The 20,943-nt window shown below is 36.6% G+C and carries 20 protein-coding genes; 13 read left to right on the forward strand and 7 right to left on the reverse strand.

Annotation, left to right across the window (positions count from 1 at the left end; all coding sequences use genetic code 11):
- Positions 1-40: 40 nt before the first annotated feature.
- The 12 genes from AC59HC_RS11040 (at position 41) to AC59HC_RS11095 (ending at position 15,889) form a co-directional block, all read left to right on the forward strand.
- The gene (locus AC59HC_RS11040) at positions 41-820 is read left to right on the forward strand and encodes a hypothetical protein (RefSeq protein ID WP_496558601.1); all 780 of its coding nucleotides are present in this window, start codon (positions 41-43) and stop codon (positions 818-820) included.
- 16 nt (positions 821-836) lie between these two features.
- On the forward strand, positions 837-1,460 hold the full coding sequence (locus tag AC59HC_RS11045; RefSeq protein WP_202841153.1) for a hypothetical protein: 624 nt from the start codon (positions 837-839) through the stop codon (positions 1,458-1,460).
- A gap of 149 nt (positions 1,461-1,609) precedes the next feature.
- Positions 1,610-2,242, forward strand: a complete 633-nt coding sequence (locus tag AC59HC_RS11050) for a sensor histidine kinase (RefSeq protein ID WP_429812857.1) — start codon at positions 1,610-1,612, stop codon at positions 2,240-2,242.
- Positions 2,211-2,888, forward strand: coding sequence for a response regulator transcription factor (locus AC59HC_RS11055; RefSeq protein ID WP_110007989.1), 678 nt, complete (start codon positions 2,211-2,213; stop codon positions 2,886-2,888). The genes AC59HC_RS11050 and AC59HC_RS11055 overlap by 32 nt, the downstream gene beginning before the upstream one ends.
- 149 nt (positions 2,889-3,037) lie before the next feature.
- Positions 3,038-4,384, forward strand: a complete 1,347-nt coding sequence (locus AC59HC_RS11060) for a T6SS phospholipase effector Tle1-like catalytic domain-containing protein (RefSeq protein ID WP_496558602.1) — start codon at positions 3,038-3,040, stop codon at positions 4,382-4,384.
- 200 nt (positions 4,385-4,584) lie between these two features.
- Entirely contained in the window at positions 4,585-6,513 is a 1,929-nt protein-coding gene (locus AC59HC_RS11065) for an ABC-F family ATP-binding cassette domain-containing protein (RefSeq protein WP_110007987.1), read from the forward strand.
- 148 nt (positions 6,514-6,661) lie between these two features.
- Positions 6,662-7,018 (forward strand): hypothetical protein, encoded by a 357-nt coding sequence (locus AC59HC_RS11070; RefSeq protein ID WP_238349641.1) that lies wholly within the window; start codon positions 6,662-6,664, stop codon positions 7,016-7,018.
- 257 nt (positions 7,019-7,275) lie between these two features.
- Positions 7,276-9,669 (forward strand): TonB-dependent receptor, encoded by a 2,394-nt coding sequence (locus AC59HC_RS11075; protein ID WP_482399578.1) that lies wholly within the window; start codon positions 7,276-7,278, stop codon positions 9,667-9,669.
- Between the two features lie 18 nt (positions 9,670-9,687).
- Positions 9,688-10,275, forward strand: a complete 588-nt coding sequence (locus AC59HC_RS11080; protein WP_496558603.1) for a hypothetical protein — start codon at positions 9,688-9,690, stop codon at positions 10,273-10,275.
- Between the two features lie 138 nt (positions 10,276-10,413).
- A complete protein-coding gene (locus AC59HC_RS11085; RefSeq protein ID WP_411413517.1) occupies positions 10,414-11,748 on the forward strand; it encodes a trigger factor in 1,335 nt (444 codons plus the stop codon).
- A gap of 181 nt (positions 11,749-11,929) precedes the next feature.
- Positions 11,930-12,616 carry a hypothetical protein gene (locus tag AC59HC_RS11090; RefSeq protein WP_411413518.1) on the forward strand — a complete coding sequence of 229 codons (687 nt, stop codon included), beginning with the start codon at positions 11,930-11,932 and terminating at the stop codon, positions 12,614-12,616.
- A gap of 429 nt (positions 12,617-13,045) precedes the next feature.
- Positions 13,046-15,889: a M16 family metallopeptidase gene (locus AC59HC_RS11095; protein ID WP_496558604.1), complete on the forward strand. Its 2,844-nt coding sequence runs from the start codon at positions 13,046-13,048 to the stop codon at positions 15,887-15,889.
- A 77-nt stretch (positions 15,890-15,966) separates the two neighbouring features.
- On the opposite strand, the gene AC59HC_RS11100 is transcribed toward AC59HC_RS11095, so the two are convergent.
- On the reverse strand, positions 15,967-16,551 hold the full coding sequence (locus tag AC59HC_RS11100) for a DUF3109 family protein (protein WP_110007981.1): 585 nt from the start codon (positions 16,549-16,551) through the stop codon (positions 15,967-15,969).
- Between the two features lie 6 nt (positions 16,552-16,557).
- Positions 16,558-17,463, reverse strand: coding sequence for a DUF6427 family protein (locus AC59HC_RS11105; RefSeq protein ID WP_411413520.1), 906 nt, complete (start codon positions 17,461-17,463; stop codon positions 16,558-16,560).
- 42 nt (positions 17,464-17,505) lie between these two features.
- On the opposite strand from AC59HC_RS11105, the gene AC59HC_RS11110 reads away from it, so the two are divergent.
- Positions 17,506-17,739 (forward strand): DUF6341 family protein, encoded by a 234-nt coding sequence (locus tag AC59HC_RS11110; RefSeq protein WP_002976854.1) that lies wholly within the window; start codon positions 17,506-17,508, stop codon positions 17,737-17,739.
- Between the two features lie 84 nt (positions 17,740-17,823).
- Here the strand turns inward: AC59HC_RS11110 and AC59HC_RS11115 are convergent, their stop codons facing one another.
- The 5 genes from AC59HC_RS11115 to AC59HC_RS11135 all read right to left on the reverse strand — a co-directional run bounded on the left by AC59HC_RS11115 (position 17,824) and on the right by AC59HC_RS11135 (position 20,935).
- Complete coding sequence (locus tag AC59HC_RS11115) at positions 17,824-18,261, reverse strand: universal stress protein (protein WP_062673831.1); 438 nt, start codon at positions 18,259-18,261, stop codon at positions 17,824-17,826.
- 59 nt (positions 18,262-18,320) lie between these two features.
- Entirely contained in the window at positions 18,321-18,926 is a 606-nt protein-coding gene (locus tag AC59HC_RS11120; protein ID WP_202841142.1) for a fumarylacetoacetate hydrolase family protein, read from the reverse strand.
- Positions 18,927-19,015: 89 nt separating this feature from the next.
- Complete coding sequence (locus tag AC59HC_RS11125) at positions 19,016-19,414, reverse strand: putative signal transducing protein (protein WP_343644231.1); 399 nt, start codon at positions 19,412-19,414, stop codon at positions 19,016-19,018.
- A gap of 2 nt (positions 19,415-19,416) precedes the next feature.
- Positions 19,417-20,181 carry a 3'-5' exonuclease gene (locus tag AC59HC_RS11130; protein WP_131435691.1) on the reverse strand — a complete coding sequence of 255 codons (765 nt, stop codon included), beginning with the start codon at positions 20,179-20,181 and terminating at the stop codon, positions 19,417-19,419.
- A 40-nt stretch (positions 20,182-20,221) separates the two neighbouring features.
- Positions 20,222-20,935 (reverse strand): CDP-alcohol phosphatidyltransferase family protein, encoded by a 714-nt coding sequence (locus AC59HC_RS11135; RefSeq protein ID WP_202841138.1) that lies wholly within the window; start codon positions 20,933-20,935, stop codon positions 20,222-20,224.
- Positions 20,936-20,943: the final 8 nt, after the last annotated feature.

Here is a 20,943-nt window from a genome sequence, read left to right on the forward strand (position 1 = left end):
ATTTAGTTTCTATATTTTTATACGACTAAAAACTATGCTTATGTCAACATTAAACATTGTAGACTATATGCTGCCTGTAGAAGAATGCAGGACAGCATCAAATGAATGGAAAGCATCTCTTTCAGACTTTTCCAGAATTCAAAAGCTTATCCCTACCAACTATGTTTTTAATATTTCCAGAGAGCACCTTGAATGGATGAAAGGGTTCAGTGATTATAAAGACTTCTGTGCTGCAGTAGGAATTTACAGAGACCGGTTGATTCTTATTTTTTATCCTATGAATAACGACGGGGAAAAAATAGATGTAAAAGAATATCCATACAGTTTCCTTACCGAACTTGATAAAGATCTGAGGCTGCAGGAAATCCAGGAATATACTGTCATCAGAAATGCGGTTCTTTCCAGAGATCTTGAGAGTATGGAGAAGAATGCCAATATGGGATTCCCGGTTTCCAATACACCGGTTCTTGAGCAGGACAAAGCCGTAGATGCTATTGAACGCTGGAGAAACCAAGGGATGGACTGGTTTTATAAAGAGAGCAGAGAAAATGAAGGCAGCGGAATTTTCAGAAAATTCTATGTTCCTATAGCAGATCTTTGCCTTTCAGATGAAGGGCTGGCCGGTATTACCTGTTCTTTTGGTATCAGATACAATGATATCTATGGAAAAATGCTGGTAACCCTTATTTTTATCTCTTTCCGTGAAAATCTCAGGAATGCAGAACTGGGAGCAGAAGTGATTTCCAATACTTATGACTGGGCAAAGCCGTGTCCTCCTATCTGCCGTATTCCGGATGTAGATGTAGGAAGTGAATTTTAAAATGATATACTGAGGAATGGCTGGACTTTATAAGGCAATTTTATTCCTGAATTATGCACTGCTTCTATCTGTTATACTGCTGGGAGCAGCAAAATACCGCATATTAAATCATAAAGAAAAGCAATATTTTCATTGTATTGCTTTTCTTTTTTTTATTGAGCTGCTGAATCTGGCGCTGCCTTATATCTTCAGACTGAATGATACTTCATTCCTCTATCCTTTATATATCGCAGGAGAATTTTTCCTTCTGACGGGTTTATTTGTCAGAAAACTGGACTGGCCAAAACCTGTTCTGTGGATTACAGGTGCATTGGCAGCTGGCTTTATGATCTCGAAATATGGATTTGATTATCCTGCCAATGCCGATATTGCGAAAGTAGTTTCCAATATCATCATCATCTGTCTTTCCGGGTTTACATTGATCCGTGAGATTAAGAATACCTCTCTACAGAACCGTTTTCTTCTCGTAGATGCCAGTATTTTTTTCTACTATTCCGTTTCGGTATTTATTTTTATCATCCAGCATCAGATTGCCAATCTGTCGGAAAATGATTACTATACAATTCTCAGTGCCAATAATATTCTTTCGGGTATTTTGTACTGTTCATTTTTATACACTTTTATCAGATTAAAGAAGTAACTTTAAATATCAATCTGCTGATCCTTATAATTGTTACCATAACAGTTATAGTATCCTTTATTCTGTTAGCGTACAGAGCTTTTATAACCAGAATCATTAAGGAGAAAAATGTACAGCATGAGGCGGAAGTTCTCCATCAGAAGAAATTAGTGCTGGAAAACATCAAAGCCCAGGAAGAAGAAAGAAAAAGAATTGCGGTCATGATTCATGATGATATCGGAAACCGTCTCAATATCCTTTCCTTATGGTTAAATAATCTGGATACTCAGGGCGATGAGCTGATCAAAAAAAATATCTACGGCCAGATGTCTTCCCTGATTGATGCTGCCAGAAGTATTTCCCATTCATTATACCCTGTAAACCTGGAGTCGGTAGGACTGGTTTTATATGTTGAAGAATTAATAGCCAACCTTTCCCACAAAATCAATATCTCTTTGCAGGTAATGCAGGGATATGAAAAGAAAGATCTTTTTGTAGAAGTACAGCTGTACAGAATTATTCAGGAGTTTACTACCAATGTGATCAAACATTCGGACGCAACGGATATCTGGATTTACATGAAAGATTATCCTGAAAATATGGCTGTAGTGATTTCGGATAACGGGCAGGGCTTTGAATATGAAGAAGTGAAAAAAGGAATGGGGATAAAAAATATCGAATCCCGCATCAAATCTATGAATGCCACACACAAATGGAAAAAAACATTTTCAAACAAAGGAAGTCGTTTAATCATAAAAATTCCAAAATATCATGAGTTCCCAAATCAAACTAGCACTGATTGATGATGAACAGCTGATCCTCGAAGGGGTAAAAATGCTGCTGTCCAATGAGAAAAATATATCGGTAACCCTTACCGCAGATAACGGCCCCGGTTTTATAGAAGACCTCGGAAAACTTTCAAAAGATGAATTCCCTGATATTGCTCTTGTAGATGTTCAGATGAAACCCATGAACGGTTTTGAACTGGTAGAAATCCTCAAAGAGAAATTTCCCGATCTTAAAATTATTATCCTGTCATCCCATTATAAAACCTCAATTCTCGGATATATGGTCAAGCTGGGAGTATCTGCATTTCTGCCGAAAAATTCGAATAAGAAAACCTTTATTGATGCCATTACAATGGTAGATAAAAACGGAGTTTTTTTCACGGCCGAAGATCATCAGATGCTGTTTACTTATATGAACAGTTCTGCCAAGAAAAATTCTCTTTTTGAAACAGAAGATGAATTATCCGAAAGAGAAAAAGATGTGGTAAAACTGATCTGCCAGGAACTGACCAACAACGAAATCGGAGAAAAACTCTTTATCAGCCCGAGAACTGTAGAAAGTCACAGACAGCGTATTCTCGAAAAAATCGGAGCCAGAAATACAGTAGGGATAGTCATCTATGCTATTGTCAACAATATTTACTCCCTTGAAAAAATATAAATTGATTCCGTAGAAATACGGAATTTTTTATTTGGTACTTTTCACTCTAGCTAACCTTGTTTTTCTTCTGTTATTTTGGAATGTCTCTTTAAGGGATGTCAGTTGAAAAAAACACAACAGGATCTGTAATAAAAAATTAAAGTAGAAACATGAATGGTAACAGAGTGATTTCCGTCGGGATTTTCTTTGACGGCACAGGAAATAATGGGGGCAATATTCTTTCTCCGGATAAACCGCTGAATAATAATGAAAGCTATTACGGGACTTTCAGCAATATCTATAAATTATACAGTCTGTTCGTTGGAGATGAAAAGATATATATTGAAGGAATTGGTACTGTAACAGGTCATGAAGATAATAATTTTGCTATGGCAACCTGTGCAAACCCACCCTATGGAAGTGGTTATTCATCTGATGATAAACTTCAGAAAACCGGGGAATTTGTGCAAAAAATAACCCATGATGACACCAAAGAATACCATTTTTATGTATACGGATTCGGCCGGGGAGGTATGTTGGCAAGAACCTTCTGTAATCAGCTTCTGACTCATTATGCTGTGGGAAATTGCAGAATAAAATTTCTGGGGCTTTTTGATACGGTAGAGTCCAAACCTTTTAATACCTATAATATGAATATGTCTGTACAGATAGAGAATGCTCTGCATTTTTGTGCAGTTAATGAGGGCAGGTTTTTCTTTCCGCTTACCGGCTTATTTGAGAATTCAAAAACAATGAAGGATCAGAAATCAGAAAAAAAATCATCAGTTTGGAAAGAAGTATTCGTTCCCGGAGATCATGCCGATATTGGAGGCGGCTATCTTGAAGGACCGCAATCTGTTTATATTTCTACAGATTTCGCAAATGTTGATGATCTGCATAGCTATGTTTCAGATATCAGAAATGCAAAAACCAGTGCTGATGGAAATAAAATCTGGGATGCATTGCTCTCAGAATATAAAGTGGAAACAGTGAATGGACTTTCGCAGGCATTTGTGTGCAGGGATAAAGTATATAACGACCTCTCAAAAGTATATGGAAAACTGATGATGGATGAGACCAATACCATATTGTCAGTGTTTAGTACAGAAAATGAAGCCTACTTCGGGACAGATTATAATAAACATTCTTTTCTCAACAGGTATTATTTGAAAATGAAAGAATATCTGAGGGACCTCTCCGTAAGCAAAAAGCCAATATATGATTTCGGAAGATTTGCAGAGTATACGCATATTTCATCAAACTTCGGATTGTATAGTGATAGTTTCCGGTATAGAACCCAGCGTGAAATTAATATTGAGCTGATCAATAACGGATTAAATGTCTCAAGCAGTACCTCCGTTGATGAAACAAGCCGGACAAAAAGGCTTTCCGTAGAACTTCATCTGCCGGAAGACAGCTTTGTTGCTGATTTTCTTTATGGAACAAACGTTCCCAATAATGATATCTGGCTTCGCTCTATTGTAAAAACATCGGCAGCTGTTAGAGTAAATGAATAGAAGCATTCGTGAAAATACTTCTCAGTTTTAAATTTAGGTTAGGGGACATCTCATGGTGTCTCCTTTTTTGCGGTTTAATGTTTTACCTACATAGAAAAATTGCCAAATTCTGGCCTGTTTTTTTATTTCTCGGCTATTCATTTCTTTTTCCGTATTTTTGCACCCGAAAATTCATTATTCATTACTAATTATTAATTAAGATGCTTTCGGTTCAAAGTTTAGGATTACATCATTCAGGAAATTATTTATTTCAAAATGTCAATTTCACCATTAAAAAGGATGATAAAGTGGGTCTCGTTGGTAAAAACGGAGCAGGAAAATCCACTTTATTGAAAATGCTTTCCGGAGAAATTAATTTCTACGAGGGAGAAGTTGTCACTGAAGGAAGTGTTACCATTGGTTTCCTGAAGCAGGATCTTGATTTCGTAAAAGGAAGAACGGTCTGGGCAGAAACAATGCAGGCTTTTGAACAGATCAATGCCTGGAAGAATGAGCTTGAAGAAGTGAATCACCAGATGACTGTAAGAACAGATTACGAAAGTGATTCCTACACGGATCTGATTAATAAAATGACCGAGCTGAACGACCTTTTGATGAACCATGATGCCTACAATCTTGAGGGTGACATGGAAAAAGTGTTATTCGGTTTAGGATTTAAAGCAGATGATTTCCAGAAAATTACCGATGAATTTTCCGGAGGATGGAGAATGAGAATCGAATTGGCAAAATTACTTCTTCAGAAGAACGATATCATGCTTCTCGATGAGCCTACCAACCACCTGGATATGGAATCCATCATCTGGTTGGAGAACTTCCTTAAGGATTATCCCGGAGCTATTGTTCTGGTAAGTCACGATAAACAGTTTATGACAGCGGTTTGTAACCGTACTTTTGATATCAACAATAAAAAAGTTGACGATTACAAAGCCAACTATTCCAAATATCTGATCATGAGAGAGGACCGCCGTGAAAAACTGATTCAGGCTAAAAAGAATCAGGATGCGGAGATCAAGCAGATGGAAGATAATATTAATAAGTTCCGTGCAAGTGCTACCAAAGCTTCTTTCGCGCAGTCACTTATTAAAAAATTAGATAAGATTGAACGTATTGAAGTGGATAACGAAGACGTTTCAAAATTCAATATCCGTTTCGTACAGTCTATGGTTCCGGGAAAAGTGATCTTCGAAGCGATCAATCTTGGAAAAGCCTACGGACAGAAGCAAATTTTTGATGATGTAGACTTCATCGTTCAGAGAGGAGACAGAATTGCCCTTCTGGGGCAGAACGGTCAGGGAAAAACTACGCTGGCTAAAATCCTGGCAGGAGATATCAAAGACTATTCAGGAACCTGGAATCTTGGACATAATGTCAACATTGGATATTTCGCTCAGAATCAGGAAGAGGTTTTAACACCTAATAAAACGGTTCTGGAAGAAGCTGAAGATGCAGCAACAGAAGAAACAAGACCAAGAGTAAGAGACTTATTAGGATCTTTCCTTTTCCAGGGAGATGCCGTTACTAAGAAAACAAAAGTACTTTCCGGAGGAGAGAGAAACCGTCTGGCACTTTGTAAACTGTTGCTTCGTCCTTTCAACACGCTGATCATGGACGAACCTACCAACCACCTTGATATCCAGTCTAAGGAAATTATCAAGCTGGCACTGCAGAATTTTGAAGGAACTTTAATTGTCATCTCTCACGACAGGGAATTCCTTCAGGGACTTTGTGATAAAATCTACGAATTCCGTGATGGGAAAATGAAAGAATTCCTTGGTGATATCAACGAATATCTTGAGTACAGACAGAAAGAAACCATCAGAGAGATTTCTGCAGAAAAAGCCAAACTTCATACGGAAGTAAAGGTGGAACCTAAGAAAGTAGAGGAGAAACCTGTTGTAAGCAGCAGCCAGTCTTCAAATATTGTAAGTAAAGAACAGAAAAATATTCAGAATAAAATCAAGAAAGTGGAAGAGAAAATTTCTGAGCTTGAAACAAAAGTAGAGCAGATGGAAGCATCTTTTGCCAAAGAAAATCCTTCAGATGAAACCTTAGAAGAATATAACAAAGCTAAGGAGGAGCTGGATACAGCTTTACAGGAGTGGGAATATCTTGGAACCCAACTGGATTAAACCAAAATATAAATGCTTTATCAACTAAAATGATGAAGCATTTTTTTTTGTAACAAAACCGTATTAACTTCTACCTATTGTCAACAGTTATTAAGTAATTTAATAAAAGTTTAAGGAAACAATTAAATTATTTTCATAATTTTGAACCATGATTTTTAAAGAAAGCAGAAACCTAAAGAGTTTTATCTCCAAACTGTTGTTTGGAGTGTATTTCCTTGCGCTGCTTTCTCAAAGCTTTCACCATCATGATTCTGTAGACTATTTTAAGGCTTTTCATCTTAAAAAAGCAGAGAATACAATGACGAAAGCCGTTACTAAAGAGAAAGCTGGCGACTGTCTGGCCTGCCACTTTTTGGTTACCGGACATACATTAGCTCCTGAAGAATTCAACTTTACTTTTGAGCATTACAGCCATGAAGTAAAACAAATCATCGCCATTCAGGAGAAAATCTGGTCACAGACCAAATTCACCTTCCAGCTTCGGGGGCCGCCCGCATTTGCATAATTCATAGATTCTATAGGGTTTAAAGTTCTGTACTTTAAAATTCAATGTTTAAAGTTTAAGGTTTAGAGTTGCTGGAAAAACAACTGTTAATTTGTAATTGGTATTTAAATAATGTTCAATTACTAATTTCTAGCTTCTAACCTCTAACTTCTCATCAGACATTAGACTTTTACATTGTACATTTAAAACTAGCCCTTCTCACAAATTTTAACGAAAATGTACCCTGTTGAAAAGGGTGCGCAATCAATCTATTTACAATGAAATTGATATATTGCCTGCTGCTGGTCTTTTGTGGATCAGTATTTACAAGTGCACAAAAAACTTATACTGTAGAGGGAACCGTTCAGGATTTCCATGATAAAACATGGCTGGAAAATGCAGTGATTAAAATCGGGAACTTTACAGCTAAAACCAATAAGAAAGGTCAGTTTTCTTTTGACAAAATTCCTGCAGGAAAGTATACACTCATTGCTCAACATCCTGATTGCAATGATTATACTGAAAATATAGGAGTTGATAAGGATGTTCAGCTGGTGATTACACTGGAACACCACATTAAAGATATCGAAACTGTGACCATTCATGGAAGTCATAAGAACAATGGAAGTATGGTGGTGAAAACACTTGATAAATCAACGCTTTCAAGAAATGTTACTGAGAACTTAGGAAATTTATTAACCAATATTTCTGGTGTCAATGTTCTGAAAACAGGAAATAACATAGCCAAGCCTATTATCCACGGTCTTTATGGAAGCAGGGTTTCCATCCTTAATGATGGGGTAAAGCTTGCTGAACAAGAATGGGGAGTAGAGCACGCTCCTAACGTAGATGTCAATAATTTTGAACATATTGATGTCATTAAAGGAGCATCAGCTTTGAAATATGGAGCAGGTGCTGTAGGTGGAGTTGTTGTTTTACAGCCTCAGGTTTTGCCTAAGAAAGATACTATTATGGGAAATGTTTCTCTTTCCGGGATTTCAAACGGAAGAGGCGCTGATCTTAATGTAAAACTTGCAAAAACATGGGAGAACGGATGGGCTATAAAAACCAATGGAAGTTATAAAAAACTTGGAGATCTTGAAGCTCCGGATTATGGCCTGATGAATACAGGACTTGAGAGCTCGGGATTTAATTTTGGGGTGCAGAAAATGACATTTGAAAAAGGATTTTCTTTTGATTATTATCTGACTAAAAGTACCGTCGGGATTCTTAGAAGTTCTCATGTAGGAAACTCTGCAGATCTTCGTAATGCCCTTACATCTCCGGAACCAATATATCAGAGAGATTTTAGTTATGATATCGATAATCCGCGACAGGAAATTGAACATCATATTGCTAAAGTTTCGGCTTACAAAAGGTTTGAAAATTTTGGAAAAATAACAGCTACTTACAGCTTTCAGTACAATCATAGAAAAGAATATGATATCAGGCGTACAGAAGCATTAAGTAAAAAACCTGCTTTGGACCTTGAACTGATCACCAACGATCTGAATGTAAACCACCTGATAGAAAGAGGAAACTGGAATCTTGAAACAGGAATTAATGCAGGATATCAAAACAATTATTCCAGTACCCAGACCGAGGCGAGACGTCTTGTTCCGAACTATGACAGATACTATGCAGGAATTTATTCCGTACTGAAATATAAAATTGCACCGGAACTGGATCTTGAACTGGGAGGCAGATACGATTATGATCATTACGAAGTAACAAAATGGTTTGATCTGAGTGACTGGAATAAAAAATATGCATCAGATTATTCAGATTTTGTAGTAAGAATCAACCAAAACAGAATTCTTACCAAGCCGTCTTTAAGTTATAATAATATTTCAGTAAATGGGGGAATTGTTTACCATCCATCCGAATATTTTAACCTGAAATTCAATTACGCCAGGGTTTCAAGATCTCCGAATATCGCAGAGCTTTTTGCAGACGGACTTCACCATTCCGCAGCGATCATTGAGAGAGGGGATATGAGAATGAAAAGTGAAACCGGAAATCAGTTTAATTTAGTGGCAGACGTAAAAGCAAATGTCCTGAAAGGATTAAATATTTCTGTAAACCCGTATTTCTTTTATACTCAGAATTTCATCAATCAGATTCCTACAGGTTATCTGAATACACAATGGGGTGGAGCTTTTGTAGAGTATAGTTATCAGCAGATCAATGCAAAAATGTATGGATTGGATATCGATGCTCAGCTTAAAATTACAGATAATCTGACATACAAAGGAAGCGGTTCCTATGTGTATGGACAGGATACTACTCATGATGTGCCGCTTATTTTAATGATGCCGCCGAATTTTAACAATTCATTGGAATTCAGTAAAAAAGAATGGAAAAACTTCTATTTCACAGTGAGTAACAATACTTATCTGAAACAGAAGAGATTTCCTGTTTATAACGTTCCGATCAGATTATTTGATTCAGACGGAAATCCTTACAATGAAGAAGTGGATATTTCTACACCTCCAAACGGATATTCCCTTTGGAACCTTCAGACAGGGGTAAATCTGTCTAAAAATTTCGGAATTGATTTTTCAGTCCGAAATATATTCAACAAATCTTACAGAGATTATCTGAACAGACTACGTTTCTTTTCCAACGAAATGGGAAGAAACTTCATTTTAACTCTTAAATATCAATTTTAATTACTTAAAATCAAAAACATGAAAAATATTTTTAAAAATACAACACTTATCTTAGGACTTTTATTCTTAGCTGTTTCTTTAAGCTTAACATCGTGTAACAGAAGCGATGATGAAGCAGATGACCTTCCTCAGGAAGAATTGTCAGATGTTCTCTTAAGAGTAACGGATGAAGCTACAGGAGTTCCCGTAGTTTATGATTATCAGGTGAACAGTACCACAAACCCTAATGTTAAACTGATCAATGGCCATACTTATAATGTAGAAGTTATTTTCAAGAATGGTGATGAAGATACTACTCAGGAAATTAAGGAAGCAAAAAATGCACATTTCCTGGTGTATAACTTTCCCAATTCTGATATCACCTTAACCCGTACAGATGATGAATCTTCCAAAAGAGATGATGGAAACCGTGTTGGGTTGAAAACAAAATGGGTAGTCAATACCGCTGTAAAAAATGCTTCAGCACCTAGTCAGCTGGTTCTTACATTGTTCCATGAGCCTGTAACGGTTTCTGAAGCTTCTGCTGTAAGTGGAAACGGAGTGATTTACGGAACTCATACAGGAGGAGAAACGGACGCCGAGGCCAACTATAATATTATTAATTAATATACCTTTAATCTTGTTTGGGCCACCGGAATTTTCCGGTGGTTTTTTATTTAACAATATTTGGCTTTATAAGTTGATTTTAAATGAGTTTTTTTCATAAAAAATTCCTATTTTTGCAACCTAAAATTTTAATCAATAATGAAGGTTACCGCACAAAACCATGATGATGTAAGTGCATTGCTTACAGTAACATTGGAAAAATCTGACTACAAAGAAAAAGTAGAGAAGCAGTTGATTAATTATGCTAAAAATGCGCAAGTTCCTGGATTCAGAAAAGGGAAAGTGCCTTTGAGTATGGTTAAAAAACAATATGAAGCAGGTATTGCATTTGAAGAAATCAACAGACAAGTTTCTGATGCTTTAAACAACTATGTTAATGAAAACAAACTAAGATTAGTTGGTCAGCCTGTTCCTCAGCCAGTAAACGAATTCGATTACAATGCTGATCAATTAGAAGTTGCTTTCGAAGTAGGATTTGAGCCTGAATTCACTATAGATTTAGCTAAATATGAAGCTCCTCACTACAAAGTAGAAGCTTCTGACAAAGAAATCGGTAAGAGCATTGAAAACATGCAGAAGCGTTTCGCAGAGCAGGTTCCTCAAGATAAAATCACTAAAGATTCTTACATTGCTTTAGAAGTTTCTCAGGTTGTGGAAGAAGATGCTGAAGGTGAGCACCACCACCACCCAAAAAACCTTACTATTACAGCTGAAAACAAAGAAGCTTTCAAGTTGGTAAAAGGGTTGAAAATGGAGGAATCTGTAAAAGTATCTAAAGAAACTCTTACAGGTGATGAAGAATTAGCTAAAGAATTAGGATTCAGCAAAGAAGAAGTTGAGCACTTACACCACAATGAAGTAGAAGTTAAAGTGAAAGATTTCTATTCATTAAACTTAGCTGAGCTTAACCAGGATCTTTTCGACAAAGTATACGGAGAAGGAAACATCAAGTCTGAAGAAGAGCTTAAAGATAAAGTAAAAACTGAATTAGACGAGTATTTCCAGCAGAATGCTGATGTTCACTTTGTGAATAAAGTATTGGAGCAGGTAACTGAGAAAGAAGAAGTAAAACTTCCTGAATCTTTCCTTGTGAAGTGGTTGTTATTCTCTAACCAGAATATCCAGTCTGAAGAACAGGCTAAAGAAATTCTTGAAGCTGAGAAAAACCAGTTGAAATATCAGATCATCGAAGGTAAATTGATGACTGAGAACGAAATCAACCTTGACTATGCTGATGTATTGGCTCAGGCTGAACAGTTGGTGAAAAACCAATTGGCTATCTACGGAATCCACCACTTAGGAGATGAAGAAATCCAGAAATATGCTGTTGAAATGTTGAAAGACCAGGAGCAGGTAAGACAAATTTCTTCTGAAGTAGCTATGGCTAAACTGAAAGATGTAATTCTTGAAAAAGCGACTAAAAAAGAAACTAAAATTTCTCACGACGAATTTTTAGAAGAACTTAAGAAGTAATTATACTCAGATATAAATATTTGAAAACCGTCAATTCTTTGGCGGTTTTTTTGTTGTAAATCTTTTCTAAGAATTACGTCAGATGTATCCGGTAAACTAATTGGCCGGGTTTTTGTTTTCAAAGTTACTTATTTATGTCCGCCAATATTCCTATATTTACCCTTTAAACTTTATTATAAATATGAAAAAGATCATCATTCCATTTTTCTGCGCTGTACTTTTCTCAGTACCTGCAGCAGCTCAGAAGAAAGGGGCTGTATCTGCTAAAACAGAAGCCGTACAATCAAAACTTACACCTAAAGAGGTTATTGATAATTATTTCAAAGCACTAGGTGGAAAAGATAAACTAGACGCTGTAAAATCTACCATTACTGACAATACCGTTGCCGTGCAGGGAATGGAAATCCAAATGACAACTAAGAAATTAGGAAATAAATTCAAATCTGTACAATCTTTTATGGGAAAAGAAATGGTGCAGCTTTTTGACGGTGAGAAAGGATATTTTGATCAGATGGGAACTAAAACAGATATTCCTGCTGACAAGATTGCTGACCTGATGAAAGGAAAACCAATGGATGCTTTAGCATTTGATGCATCTAATTTCAAGACAGTATCTACAGAAAAACTTGACGGAAAAGAGTATAATGTTTTGTCTTCCGATAAAGGAAAATTCTATTTCGATGCCGGAACCGGACTTTTGTATAAGACGGATGCCGGTGAAGGAAAGGCAACCATTAAAAGCTATATGGCTGTAGACGGAATACAATTCCCGGCTGAAGTGGAAGCTGAGGGTGGAGGTCAGAAAATGACCATTAAAACAACAAAAGTTTTGATCAACTCCGGAGTAACGGATGCTGATTTTAAATAATAAAATACTTTTTTAAGTCATCAAAACCGGGAATTCCCGGTTTTTTTATGGTAGAAAATATGAACCAAATGCCAATAAGTTTTCTTAATATGCTATTGCAGTGTTTCAGAAATCAGGTTTAATAACTGAATTTTTTTAATCAAAATAATATGACTGTTGTGTTTTACAACGGTTTTTTGGGTTTAAAAGAAGTATATATGGATCTGTTAACCGTAATTTCAAGAAAAATGAATCAGATGAGCTTATTTTTAATTAGTCTATTTTAAATAATTAATGAATGTTTTTAATTAAAAATCAATATAAGTAATATAAAAGAAACAATTTGCTTTCATTTTATAATAATTAAATTTTTTAACTTGAATTTAACCCTCTGCTAAAGCCCGGTCACTGGGAGAATTGATATTTTTGAAAGGTCAAAAAATAATGTAGATGAAAAGAATGTTATCTTCGTTTTCAGCCATCTTCCTGATGTCTGTCAATATCTATGGACAAAACATCCCTGTGGATCCGTCCGTAAGAATCGGTACTCTTTCCAATGGAATGAAGTACTATATCAAAAAAAATGTTTTACCGGAAAAAAAAGTAGAATTCCGTCTGGCAATCAATGCCGGATCTATTCTTGAAGACGAAAATCAGAGAGGACTGGCTCACTTTATGGAGCATATGAACTTCAACGGAACCAAAAATTTTCCTGACAATAAATTAGTAGACTTTTTACAATCTATCGGGGTAAAATTCGGGCAGCACCTTAATGCTTACACCGGCTTTGACGAAACCGTCTACATGCTTCCTGTCCCGTTGGATAAACCTGGAAATCTGGATGCCGGTCTGAAAGTAATGGAAGACTGGGCATTTAACGCAACACTTTCTGATGAACAGATCAATAAAGAAAGAGGAGTGGTACTGGAAGAGCTAAGATTAGGTCTCGGACCGGATAAGAGAATGATGGATAAATACCTGCCAAAGCTTTTATACCAATCTCAGTACGCAGAAAGACTTCCTATCGGTAAAAAAGAAGTGCTGGAAAACTTCAGACCTGATCTTATCCGGAAGTTCCATCAGGATTGGTACCGTCCGGATCTGATGGCAATTGTGGTAGTAGGAGATATCAATGTGGATGAAATAGAGAAAAAGATCAGGAATAACTTCAGCCAATATAAAAATCCTTCAAAACCCAGAGAAAGAAAATCATTTGATCTTCCGAATCATAAAGAAGCACTGGTTGCTATTGAGACTGATCCTGATGCTACGGCTTCAGGAGTGCAGTTCATTATCAAAGATTCTGAAGTGTACCAGCCGGATGTAACAGTGCAGCAATATGATAGAAGTATTGTTGAAGGCCTTGTAAATATTATGCTGAACAGCAGACTGGCAGAACTGGTTAATTCTCCAAATCCTCCTTTTACTTATGGTTCAGTATACCATGGAGGAACTTACGCAAGAAACAAAGAAGCATTTCAGGGTGCCGCAGCTACAAAAGACGGCGACCAGTTGAATGCGTTGAAAGTTCTTTTGGAAGAAGTGGAAAGAGCCAAAAGATTCGGATTTACCCAATCTGAACTGGACAGGGCAAAAGCCGGGATGCTTTCCTCTTATGAATGGGCTTACAACAACAAAGACAAAAACCAAAGCGGTGAACTTATCGATGGCTACGTGAACCATTTCCTGAGACAGGAGCCAATACCTGGAATTACCTGGGGATATGAACATATTAAAGAAGTTCTTCCATCCATAGCGCTGGAACAGACCAATGAAATTATCAAAAAGCGGGTAAAGAATGACAGCAGGGTCGTTATTATTACAGGTCCAAAAAAGGAAGGTATTACCATGCCAAAAGAGGCTATGGTTCTGAAGACATTTGATGCTGTAAAAGTGGCTGATCTTAAACCTTATGAAGAAAAAAAGAAAACTGAAAGCTTAGTAAAACCTTTTAAATCCGAAGGGAAAATTACTAAAACAGAAGCAGACGCCAAATTAGGAACGACCACATGGACTTTGAACAACGGTGCTAAGGTTACTTTCAAGAAAACAGATTTTAAGGATGATGAGATTGTTTTTGCAGCAATAAGCCTGGGAGGACTGTCTGTCATTCCGGATGCCGATTACAATAAAACAAAATTTGCATTTGATGCTTTACTGGAAGCCGGATTAGCAGGGCTTTCAAAGACAGATCTTGCTCACTATCTTGCAGGAAAACAGGTGAGTGTAAGCTCTTATGTCGGTGGTCTTACAGAAGGTATTTCAGGAACAAGTTCGAAAAAAGATCTGAAGACTGCCATGGAACTGATCTATGCCTGCTTTACAGACTTAAATTATAACCCGGAATCATTCAACACCTATAAAACAAAGAAATCTGCCATACTGGCGAATGTGGATTCTGATCCGGAATACTATTTCTCCAGTGAATATTCCAAATTTATCAATCAGAAGAATCCAAGATTTACCGGCCTTGAACCTACCGAAAAAGACTGGGCGAATACAGATTATAAAAAAGCATATGATATTTACAAAGATAAGTTTGCCAATGCAGGTAATTTCCACTTCTATTTTGTGGGGAATATAGATGAAGGACAGCTTAAAAGTGAGATCCTGCAGTATATTGCTTCCCTTCCTGCTACCGGAAAATCGTCTACATTTAAAGATACAGGCTACAGACCAGTGAAAGGAGGATATACAAAGGTTTATAAAAAAGGAAAAGAACCGAAGAGCCTTGTCACAATTTCTTACAGCGGAGAAGCGCCTTATAATGAGAAGGAAGCTATGGCACTTTCAGCTCTTGGAGAGGTCGCTACGATTAAAGTCCTTGAAAAACTGAGAGAAGACGAAAGTGGTATTTACGGCGGAAGCGCAAGCGGAAGCTTCAGTAAAATCCCTTACAGTGCCTATGATTTTAGCATTAATTTCCCTTGTGGCCCTGAAAATGTAGATCAGCTTACAAAAAGTGCAGTAGCCGAATTACAAAAACTGATAGACATGGGCCCTGAACAAAAAGATCTCGATAAATACAAAGAAGGAGAATACAATGAATATAAAACAAGTCTTAAAGACAATGGATTCTGGTTACAGGGAATTGCTCAAAATCAATTAGACGGAAGTGATCAATATAATATTCTGAATTACCCGGATAAAGTAAAAGGACTTACGGTAAAAGACCTTCAGGATGTTGCCAGGAAATATCTGACAAAAGAAAAAAATGTAGCCATACTTATGCCTGAAGACGGTTGGGAGAATGCTAAAAAAAATGAAACCCAAAAAGGAAGTACAACGAACTAATTCATCTTTATTGATAACAAAAATAAAAACCGCGGAGAGATCTGCGGTTTTTATTATTTCATTCGAATGTGTATCGGTTAAGAACCATACTCTTTTTTCCATTCTTCAGCAGCTTCGCTCAAAACAGTATAAAATTCCTCACCATACTTTCTCGTCAGTGGAGTTTTTAAAAACTTATACACAGGAACCTGAAGTTCTTTTCCAAGCGTACAGGCATCGCTGCATACATTCCACTCATGATAATTCAATGCGGTAAATGAAGAGTATTCCGTAACACGGATTGGGTAAAGATGGCATGAAATAGGTTTCTGCCAGTCTACTGCACCATCTTCATATGCTTTCTCAATACCACATTTGGTAATTCCTTTTTCATCAAAGGTTACATAGGCACACTCGCGGTTCTCCACCATTGGAGTAACATACATTCCGTCGTGTGGATCAGTAGTCCATGTTCCCTGTTCTTCAAGGGCTTTAATACCTTCCTGAGTAAGGTAAGGTTTTATTTTGTCAAAAATACTGTCCAATATTTCAAGCTCGTCTTTATCCAACGGAGCTCCCACATCTCCTTCCACACAACATGCACCTTTACATTTCGTAAGGTTGCAAACAAATTCTTCGGAAAAAATTTCCTCAGAAATCAATTTATCGTCTATCTGAATCATAATTTTCTAAAATAAATCAAAAACTGTACCCGCTTTGAAGGTCAGTAAACTAATAATAATAAGCCATACACTGGCTTCACGCATCCAGTATTTAGGTAAAAATCTCATCATTCTGCTCAGAATAATACTTGAAGGAAATGCCAGGAGCAGCAGATATTCATAGCTTTTATTCATATATAGAATGATAGTAACGAGCTGTGCTACAGAAAAGACCAGCAGGAAAGTGTATTTATATCTGCTTATCGGACTTTTCTTGTTGTAATTTTTAAAATGGTCGTACACAGCATAAATAAGCATCAGAACCACAGGAATCAGCGGAAGAAGTTCCGTGTAATCTGTTACCGGTTTCATTTTTCCAAACGGAAAATAATCGATATTCCATGAAGTGAACTGAACGAAATACATGACAGAAAAATAACTGAATGCAATCAGAACAATTCCCAGAAGGAATCTGAAAAGATTCAACCCTATTTTGGCAGAAGTGGCAATCACGTGAATGATCACAAAAACAGCCATTGGCCAGGTGGTAGGAAGAAAAATAAAGTTCAGGGCTACAATAGATCCTACCAATACATATGATTTTTTCCTGATATCTTCATCTGCACTCGTCAGAAGCAGGATAAGGAAAGAGTTGGTAAGCAGAGAAACTGCAATTCCTATATCCAGATTTCCGGGATACAGCCCGAAAATAAAAAAGGTGTATAAAAATAAGGGCAGATGGGTCTGATAATTAAGGGCAACACTGTGAAAACAAAAATATCCCAAAGCAATTCCCAGAAAAGTTATTCCGGCAACTATGGCTTCGTAAGTATTGAAATTCAGTATGTTAAATATTATGACTACTAAAAGAAGAAAACCAATATAAACAGGAATTGAAAAAATATTGCTTTCTTTTGAAAGTAATTTAAACATTTTTTATAAATTTGTACAAAGTTAATTTAAAAAAGGAAAATAATGACGTCTTTCTTTCTATTCTTAAGCAAAGTTTTCAAATGGTCTTTCGGTTTCTTTGATGCTTTCGGTAATGTTTTAAACTGGATTCTATTTATAGTTTGCTGTGTACTATTCACTTATTGGTGCTACGTACTGGTGGTTACACTAGGTGGCGATAAAGATAAAGACTATTATTCTCCAACGGAAGGTAAGCACCCTTACTACGATCCGAATATCTATAAAAAAGAAGGTTAATTAATTGGTTATATAGTAAAAAACCGATCAAACAATAGGGTTTGATCGGTTTTTTTATTACTAACGATTAAAATTTTCTTTTTCTTAGTCGTGAATCGGAAGTACCAGAACAGGAATACTTGAACTTTTCGTTATTCCTTTGGTTAAGCTTCCCACGAATACATCATAAATTCCGCTTCTGCCGTGTGATCCCATCACAATATAATCAGCATTTTTGGCTTTTGCATGTTCCAGAATAATATCTTTTGCAAGCCCCTGTTTTAAAAGGTGTTCACAATCAATATCATGGCTGATGATTCTTTGCTCAATTTTATTAAGCTGTACCAGCTCTTCTCTGATTTCGTTGGCTTCCACTTCCGGAAAATATTGAAATCCCATGTCACCAATAGCAAAGCCGATATCTGATGGTGCTACGTGGATCAGGTAAATTCTGCCGTTAAGCTGTTTTGCAAATTTTATGGCACCGTCTACCAATTGGTCTGTCTTGTCCCCAAAATCTACGGGTAATACAATATTTATCATAACCTCTAATTTTGTTACCTAAAGATAGGAAAAATTTGTCAGACTTTAATATTAAATACTTATAATATTCGGATATCAAGGATTTTTTCCTCCTGAAGATAAGCTTCCAGAATATCATTTTCTTCTACTTTGCCAACCCCTTTTGGAGTTCCTGTGAAAATAAGATCACCTACCCTTAACGTAAAATACTGAGAAGCAAAAGCTACAATATCATCAAAATTGAACATCATATCTTTCGTATTGCCATCCTGTACTTTTTCTTTATTTTTTAATAACGAAAACTGAAGGTTTTCAAGACTGAAGTTCTCTTTTTTGAAGAAACTGCTTACCACAGCAGAGCCGTCAAAACCTTTGGCAAGCTCCCATGGAAGCCCTTTTGATTTCAGTTCGCTCTGAAGATCTCTGGCTGTAAAATCGATTCCAAGACCAATTTCTTCATAATGCTTGTGCGCTGTTTCTTTCTGAATATATTTTCCTCCCTTTGAAATTTTTAATACCACTTCAAGCTCGTAGTGAATATCATTGGAAAATTCAGGAATATAAAAATCATTTCCTTTTAAAACAGCGGTATCCGGTTTCATAAAGATAACAGGATTCTCAGGAATTTCATTTCCCAATTCTTTCGCGTGTTCACTGTAGTTTCTTCCTATGCAGATTATTTTCATAACTCTTTTTTTATATTTTTTTTAACCCCGTCATTGCGAGGGACGAAGCAATCTTTTAGATCGTTTAAAACTATTGATTCCTGAATAAATTAGTGGGTAAACTCATTCCCGCAATAATAACATTTGAATTTGTGGCTCGTCAGAAAAGAAATTCCAAAGAAACTGGTAGCACTGTCATCCCTGTAAATATGATTGGAGCCACATTTCGGGCAGACAAAATCAAACTCGGGATCTTCAATGGTATGTTCTACTTCCAGCGAGTATTGTTCATTGTCTTTATAGTCCTGCAGGATCTGCCGGGCCTTTTCCATATCATCTTCAAATACCTGAAGCTGTATGCCGCCTACCGCCTGAGACAGAAGCCAATCCGACTGGATGAGCTGCTCATTCGCAATGAAACTGTTGATACCGTTTTCAGCCAGTATCTGCTTGTCCCTGTTAGCTTCAAGGGCAGTTTCATAAAATTTAAAACGAATCAGATCAGACATTTTTAAAACCTGCTTGATAATTGAATTTTTGTAAAAATCTTTTTGGTATACAACGGAAAGTCAGCGTTCTGAAGCCACCCGAAATATCCTAAGTCTTTTTGGAATACCGCTTTCACGCCTTGTCCTTTATATTTTCCAAAGTTGAAAACTTCTTCCATTTTTTCATTATATCCGATAAATCCGGCAAGGTCTGCATTTTTATTATGGAATGTAAATTCACTTAACGGTGCTATTTCATTCGGAATATCATCATATTTTCCAACCTGAGCGTCAAGAACTTCAAACGTTGCCATTACATCAGCCTCTGCAGAGTGGGCATTTTCCAATGTTTTTCCACAGTAGAACTGGTAAGCTGCACCTAAATTTCTAGGTTCTTTTTTATGGAAAATAGTCTGTGCATCGACCAGTCTGAATTTACTCAGATCAAAATCCATTCCTACTCTTAAAAGCTCTTCAGCCAAAAGCGGAACATCAAACCTGTTGGAATTGAATCCTCCCAGGTCACTTCCTGAAATCATTTCCATAATTTTAGCGGCAATATCCCTGAAAGTAGGAGCATCTTTTACATCTTCATCATAGATCCCGTGGATTTCACTGCATTCTTTTGGAATCGGCATTTCAGGATTTACACGCCATGTTTTGCTCTCTCTGGAGGCATCCGGGTTTACTTTTAAAATACATATTTCAACAATTCTGTCTTTTCCGATATTGGTTCCTGTGGTTTCCAGGTCAAAAATACAAAGCGGTTTATGGAGTTTTAAATTCATGTCAATGATTAATAATTTGAAATGTGTTTTATTTTAATAATTATTTTAGCTGTCCCTGAAAAATGAGAGATACCAGCATATAATAAATAACAAGCATAGGAATTCCTACAATCTGGAATATCGAAAGAATGGCAATTCCTCCTGCCAGTAATATAATTTTTGGATAGTTATCTTTTAATTGTTTTGATTTGAATTTCATAGCCATCATCCTGATCGGGCTGATCAGAAGCCATGAAGTAAGAAGAGTAAGCAGGATTAATAGCAATTCATGATCAAATAAAAAGCTGAAATTTCCGGTTTCTTTAAAGGCATAATAAAGACCGAACAGTAAAACGGTATTGGTAGGTGTATTCAATCCTTTGAAATAATAACGCTGCTCTTCATCCAAATTAAAAATGGCAAGCCTCAGGCAGGAAAATACTGTGACAATGAGTCCCAGATACTTGATCTCAAATGGGAAATGCATTCCCAAAAGCTCAGCTCCAAAAGGTTCAAGGGCTTTATACATCGTAAGTCCTGGGATCACTCCAAAGCTTACCATATCCGCAAGCGAGTCCAGCTGAAGACCAAGATTGGAGTTTGATTTTAAAGCTCTGGCTACAAAGCCGTCAAAAAAATCGAAAACCGAAGAGAGAATAAGGCAGATTGCCGTTGTCTGATAATCTCCTAAAATTAAATGTATTGCACCTACACAGCCTGCAAATAAATTAGCCAGGGTTAAAGCATTGGCCAGATTATTCTTTATAAAATCCATAAACACAA

The organism is Chryseobacterium sp. DZ-32 (assembly GCF_059587025.1).

Bases quoted from the DNA above. Each gene is read 5' to 3' on its own strand.
- AC59HC_RS11040 (WP_496558601.1), top strand. From the start codon at position 41: ATGTCAACATTAAACATTGTAGACTATATGCTGCCTGTAGAAGAATGC.
- AC59HC_RS11045 (WP_202841153.1), top strand. From the start codon at position 837: ATGGCTGGACTTTATAAGGCAATTTTATTCCTGAATTATGCACTGCTT.
- AC59HC_RS11055 (WP_110007989.1), top strand. From the start codon at position 2,211: ATGAGTTCCCAAATCAAACTAGCACTGATTGATGATGAACAGCTGATC.
- AC59HC_RS11060 (WP_496558602.1), top strand. From the start codon at position 3,038: ATGAATGGTAACAGAGTGATTTCCGTCGGGATTTTCTTTGACGGCACA.
- AC59HC_RS11065 (WP_110007987.1), top strand. From the start codon at position 4,585: ATGCTTTCGGTTCAAAGTTTAGGATTACATCATTCAGGAAATTATTTA.
- AC59HC_RS11070 (WP_238349641.1), top strand. From the start codon at position 6,662: ATGATTTTTAAAGAAAGCAGAAACCTAAAGAGTTTTATCTCCAAACTG.
- AC59HC_RS11075 (WP_482399578.1), top strand. From the start codon at position 7,276: ATGAAATTGATATATTGCCTGCTGCTGGTCTTTTGTGGATCAGTATTT.
- AC59HC_RS11080 (WP_496558603.1), top strand. From the start codon at position 9,688: ATGAAAAATATTTTTAAAAATACAACACTTATCTTAGGACTTTTATTC.
- AC59HC_RS11085 (WP_411413517.1), top strand. From the start codon at position 10,414: ATGAAGGTTACCGCACAAAACCATGATGATGTAAGTGCATTGCTTACA.
- AC59HC_RS11090 (WP_411413518.1), top strand. From the start codon at position 11,930: ATGAAAAAGATCATCATTCCATTTTTCTGCGCTGTACTTTTCTCAGTA.
- AC59HC_RS11095 (WP_496558604.1), top strand. From the start codon at position 13,046: ATGAAAAGAATGTTATCTTCGTTTTCAGCCATCTTCCTGATGTCTGTC.
- AC59HC_RS11100 (WP_110007981.1), bottom strand. From the start codon at position 16,551: ATGATTCAGATAGACGATAAATTGATTTCTGAGGAAATTTTTTCCGAA.
- AC59HC_RS11105 (WP_411413520.1), bottom strand. From the start codon at position 17,463: ATGTTTAAATTACTTTCAAAAGAAAGCAATATTTTTTCAATTCCTGTT.
- AC59HC_RS11110 (WP_002976854.1), top strand. From the start codon at position 17,506: ATGACGTCTTTCTTTCTATTCTTAAGCAAAGTTTTCAAATGGTCTTTC.
- AC59HC_RS11115 (WP_062673831.1), bottom strand. From the start codon at position 18,261: ATGATAAATATTGTATTACCCGTAGATTTTGGGGACAAGACAGACCAA.
- AC59HC_RS11120 (WP_202841142.1), bottom strand. From the start codon at position 18,926: ATGAAAATAATCTGCATAGGAAGAAACTACAGTGAACACGCGAAAGAA.
- AC59HC_RS11125 (WP_343644231.1), bottom strand. From the start codon at position 19,414: ATGTCTGATCTGATTCGTTTTAAATTTTATGAAACTGCCCTTGAAGCT.
- AC59HC_RS11130 (WP_131435691.1), bottom strand. From the start codon at position 20,181: ATGAATTTAAAACTCCATAAACCGCTTTGTATTTTTGACCTGGAAACC.
- AC59HC_RS11135 (WP_202841138.1), bottom strand. From the start codon at position 20,935: ATGGATTTTATAAAGAATAATCTGGCCAATGCTTTAACCCTGGCTAAT.